This is a genomic window from Rhodoluna sp., assembly GCF_044232805.1.
Lineage (GTDB): Bacteria > Actinomycetota > Actinomycetes > Actinomycetales > Microbacteriaceae > Rhodoluna.
In genome coordinates this window covers 1-4,783 of record NZ_JBIILG010000055.1, presented here as the reverse complement: position 1 = coordinate 4,783, position 4,783 = coordinate 1, and the positions used below count along the sequence as shown (strand labels likewise).

The 4,783-nt window shown below is 50.5% G+C and carries 6 protein-coding genes and 1 rRNA gene; all 7 read left to right on the top strand.

Going from position 1 to position 4,783, the window contains the following annotated elements; translation table 11 throughout:
• The first annotated feature begins 141 nt into the window (after positions 1-141).
• A 5S ribosomal RNA gene (gene rrf, locus AC9UES_RS06235) occupies positions 142-258 on the top strand.
• Between the two features lie 63 nt (positions 259-321).
• Complete coding sequence (locus AC9UES_RS06230; RefSeq protein WP_509527724.1) at positions 322-1,296, top strand: hypothetical protein; 975 nt, start codon at positions 322-324, stop codon at positions 1,294-1,296.
• The gene (locus tag AC9UES_RS06225; RefSeq protein ID WP_509527722.1) at positions 1,199-2,269 is read left to right on the top strand and encodes an HAD-IIA family hydrolase; all 1,071 of its coding nucleotides are present in this window, start codon (positions 1,199-1,201) and stop codon (positions 2,267-2,269) included. The genes AC9UES_RS06230 and AC9UES_RS06225 overlap by 98 nt, the downstream gene beginning before the upstream one ends.
• 24 nt (positions 2,270-2,293) lie before the next feature.
• The gene (locus AC9UES_RS06220) at positions 2,294-2,428 is read left to right on the top strand and encodes a hypothetical protein (protein ID WP_509527720.1); all 135 of its coding nucleotides are present in this window, start codon (positions 2,294-2,296) and stop codon (positions 2,426-2,428) included.
• Complete coding sequence (locus AC9UES_RS06215) at positions 2,409-3,242, top strand: TlyA family RNA methyltransferase (RefSeq protein ID WP_509527726.1); 834 nt, start codon at positions 2,409-2,411, stop codon at positions 3,240-3,242. Before AC9UES_RS06220 ends, AC9UES_RS06215 begins: the two co-directional genes overlap by 20 nt.
• The gene (locus AC9UES_RS06210; RefSeq protein ID WP_509527718.1) at positions 3,239-4,171 is read left to right on the top strand and encodes an NAD kinase; all 933 of its coding nucleotides are present in this window, start codon (positions 3,239-3,241) and stop codon (positions 4,169-4,171) included. The genes AC9UES_RS06215 and AC9UES_RS06210 overlap by 4 nt, the downstream gene beginning before the upstream one ends.
• A gap of 3 nt (positions 4,172-4,174) precedes the next feature.
• A partial coding sequence (locus tag AC9UES_RS06205; protein WP_509527716.1) for an AAA family ATPase occupies positions 4,175-4,783 on the top strand: 609 nt, incomplete at its 3' end.

Here is a 4,783-nt window from a genome sequence, read left to right as displayed (position 1 = left end):
TAAAGACCCATGGAGCTGACCGGTACTAATAAGCCAACTACTTGATAACAATTTTTTTGCTTGCGTCCACTATGTGGTTCCCGAGGTATGGGAACCAAACAACACACTTTCGTGTGTCAATGAAACATAACTCAATAGTGTTTCGGCGGCCATAGCGGAGGGGAAACGCCCGGTAACATTCCGAACCCGGAAGCTAAGACCTCCTGCGCCGATGGTACTGCAAGGGTGACCTTGTGGGAGAGTAGGACACCGCCGGACTTAGATTAGGAGATGGTCACCAATGTATGTTGGTGACCATCTTCATTTAAGGACAAGTTGCATATGAGCGAAGATCGAGACCGTAAGCCACGGCGAGATTCCTCGCGTCCAGTTCGCGCGAGACCATCAGGTCGCGCAGAGCGTCAAGAGCCAGAATCAGAACGACCTGACTGGCAGCAACTAGTTGAGAGAACCCGCGACCCAAATCGCGAGAAGTCGCCTGTAATTCCAGATGCTATAACTCCTGATGATGTTGATCTTGGGGTTCGGGTGCAACTGAAAACTCTTACTCCAGAAAACGCCGAGATGGTTGCAAGACATCTTGCGATGGTAAATCTCCTAATTGACCAAGATCCAGAACTTGCCCATAAGCATGCCTTGGCGGCAGCCCGAAGAGCTGGCCGAATTGCGATTGTCAGAGAAACCGTTGGAGTAACGGCGTATACCGTTGGTGATTACACCCTTGCACTTCGAGAGCTCCTCGCGCACAGAAGAATTTCCGCATCAAATGATCAGATTCCCTTGATTGTTGATTCAGAACGCGGCATGAATAGACCAGATCGTGCCCTAAAAATGGCCCGCGAGGTTGACCGAAAAAAGCTAACGCCGGCTGTTCGAGTGAACCTGGCAATCGTTACTAGCGGAGCGAGATTGGACCTTGGCGAGAACGAACTTGCCCTAGCGGAGCTAGAAATCCCAGAACTTAACCCGGCCAAAGTTTTCTCGTACTCGCCACCACTATTTCGCGCATATGCCGACACTCTTGAGCTACTAGGTCGCAAAGAAGATGCCAGGAAGTGGTTTGATTTGGCTCAGCGTGCAGAAGTTGCACTTGCTGGCAAGCCAGAAGATGTTCTAGAAATCATTGAAGAGATTGAAATTCCAAAGTTGGCCGATCGCCCAGCCAGGACTTCATCCGATGATGAACCAAGAAAACCTTATGGCCGAGCCAGTTCTGGTAGCCGAGACTCTGGTAAACCCCGCAGGGGATTTGATAACCCAGGCGGCGAAAGACGAGGCGCTCCTCGTGGTCGCTAAAATTCTGGACAAATTCGAAACGCTACTTCTGGACCTCGACGGAGTGATCTATGAAGGTGGCCGCGCAATTGTTGATGCAATCGAATCGATTTCTGCCATTCAAGCAAAAGGAATCCAAGTTGGATACATAACCAACAACGCTTCTAGGACCAGCGAGGCAATTGCCGAGCAGCTTCGATCTTTTGGTTTAGAGCTAAGAGTCGATGATGTCATCACTTCCGCGCAAGCTGGAGCGGGTTTACTAAAACAGATTGTTCCTGCAGGATCAAAAGTTCTGGTAGTCGGTGGCGAGGGACTGCGCTCAAATGTTTCACTTGCTGGATTCCAAATAGTCGAATCAAGTAAAGATTCACCAGCTGCCGTTATTCAAGGCTTTGATCCATCAGTTGGCTGGAAACACTTAGCCGAGGCTAGTTATGCAATCCAACAGGGCGCTAAGTGGGTAGCTACAAACCAAGACTGGACCATTCCAAGAGAAGAGGGCCTTGCACCAGGAAATGGCACATTGGTTTCTGCGGTTCACACCGCAGTGGGTCAGCTACCGGTTGTTGCCGGTAAACCCGAGAAAGCAATCTTTGAAACAGCACTGGCGCAGTTTGGAGCATCAAGCGCGGTATACATCGGAGATCGGCTAGATACCGATGTATTGGGCGCCAACCGAGCAGGTATCGGTTCGGCTCTTGTGATGACCGGGGTTACTACCCGCAAAGAATTGTTGGCTGCCAAAGCTGACTTTAGACCGACATTTATTCTTGGAACTTTAAAGGATTTACTCGGTAGCTACCAGGCGCCTGTAAAAACCAAGCGTGGCTACAAGTTAGGTAGCACTGAGGTGGAGCTTCTGGGTCAGAAGGTTCTTGTCAGCTTCGGAGACCCAAAGTCTTTGGAGGCTTTGAAGTGCGCGTGTTTGACCATCTGGGATAGTGGCCAGCCAATTCATACCCTCGATGTAGAGCAAGCTCTATACGAATAAGCTAGTCATAGAAGAAAGGTAATCATGTCAGATCTATTGGATGAACTCGCTGTTGAGATTTCCAGCGCCCGTGAATTGCCGCTTGCCGAGCAACCAGCAGCTTTCGAGGCCATCAGGGCCAAGCTCGAAGCCATGATTTCTGACAACAGGCCACAATAAACTGAGTAATCTTCGAATCGATTCGCACCTTGTAAACATCGGGCTTGCAAGATCCAGAGGTCACGCAGCTGACCTAGTTAAAGCCCATAGGGTCTTTATTGGCGAACGTGAACTCACCAAACCTAGTCAGTTAGTTGATATCGAAGCGCAGATAACTGTCGTCGCCGCAGACGAGTATGTCTCGAGAGCGGGTCTCAAGCTCAAGGGAGCGCTCGATAAATTCGCAGAAATAGACGTAGTGGGCAAGTGCGCGCTGGATGTTGGAGCCTCCACGGGGGGCTTTACCGATGTTTTACTTCGGCATGGAGCGAGCCGAGTTGTAGCAATTGACGTAGGTCATGATCAGCTAGCACCGGAGCTACTTACAAACCCAAGAGTGCTCTCTTTTGAAGGAATCAACGCCCGCGAGGTAACGATGACTGAGCTTCGCGAGTTGACCGGGGTTGCCGATCTGGAGTTCCAGCTGGTGGTAGCGGATCTTTCCTTTATATCGGTCACATTGGTGCTACCGGCTCTAGTAAAGGTGGCGCCAACTGCTGATTTTGTACTACTTATAAAGCCCCAGTTTGAGGTGGGTAAGCAGTCACTATCGGCCTCTGGAATAGTGTCGGATCACAGGCTTAGGGCCCAGGCCATCAAGCAGGTTGTGGATTGTTGTAACGAGTTAGATCTTGGGGTGCTTGGATTGGAGCGTTCGGAGCTACCTGGCACCCACGGGAACATCGAGTATCTAATCTGGGTTGCTAGTTCCGAGCGCCCAAATCAGTCAATATGGACTGAGAGAATCGAGAAATTGGCCAGGGAGGGAAAATGAGCAAAAAACGTCTTGTCCTGCTGGTTTCCCATACCGCTAGGGATGAAGCAATTGTTGCCACCCTAGAGTCGGCCACAGCATTACTGGCTGCTGGAATCACGCCAGTAATGACCAAAGAACAACTTACCGAAACCAAAAAGTTTGCTACCGGTGAAGCAGCAAAAACCATGGAACGGGTTCTTGAACTTGGATCTGATTGTCAAGAAGCAGAGCTTGAGCTCACGGTAGTTCTTGGCGGGGACGGCACCATCTTGAAAGCTGCCGAAATCGTTCGGGAATCTCAGACCCCACTTCTGGGCATAAACCTGGGCCACGTTGGCTTCTTAGCCGAAAGTGAAAAAAACGAGATTGGCTCAACCATCGAGCGAGTTGCTAACCGTGACTACTTGGTTAAAGAGCGCATAACTCTGGATGTTTCGGTTTTGCTCGACGGTAAAGAGGTATACCGCACCTGGGCCCTAAACGAAGCGGCGGTTGAAAAGAGCGCTCGCGAAAAGATGCTAGAGGTTGTTGTTGAAATAGATAGCAGGCCGCTATCAAGTTTTGGTTGCGATGGCATCGTGATTTCCACACCTACCGGCTCCACGGCTTACGCATTTTCTGCAGGTGGACCAGTCGTTTGGCCATCAGTTGATGCACTGTTACTTGTTCCACTAAGCGCGCATGCATTGTTTGCAAGACCACTGGTTATCAGCCCGGGTTCACTACTAGCTGTTGAAGTACTGCAGCGATCTCCGGGACACGGTGTGCTGTGGTGCGATGGCCGAAGAACTACCGATTTGCCAGCAGGTGCGAGAGTGGAAGTTAGAAAGTCCGACAAATCGGTGAAGCTTGCAAGACTCAATCAAGGACCTTTCACAAACCGATTGGTAAAGAAATTCTCCTTACCGGTTGAAGGTTGGCGCGGACCGGATTCAAAAAAGGATTAGCTCGTGATTGAAGAGATTCTCATTCGCGACCTCGGGGTCATTAGCGAAGCCAAGCTGGAGTTTGGACCAGGACTCACCGTCCTCACTGGTGAAACCGGTGCCGGAAAAACCATGGTGCTAAACGCCCTTGGTTTGCTACTTGGAGAAAGAAGCGACTCCTCAGCCATTCGTAAGGGTCAAGAACAAGCTTTCGTCGAAGGCAGGTGGCTGCTCGCCGACTCGGTGGTCACAAGAATTCGCGAGCTAGGTATCGAACTAGAAGATTCAGAGCTTTTAGTGAACCGCTCGGTATCAGCGGAGGGAAGATCACGGGCCGCACTTTCGGGTAAATCGGTGCCGGTTGGAATCTTGGCCGAAATTGGTGAACAACTTGTAGTTGTTCACGGTCAGTCCGATCAGATAAGACTGCGCTCCGCAGTTGCCCAACGTGAAGCTTTGGATCAATTCGCAGGCGAGCAGCTTGCAAAAGTATTGACCGAGTACAAAGCTGTTTATGCAAACTGGAAGCAGGCCGCGACCAGACTTGCCGAAATCACTACCCAGCTAGAAGCTAGATCTCGTGAAGCCGATCAGATTAGATCGGCTGTTGAAGAGCTCACGAGTCTCGATCCA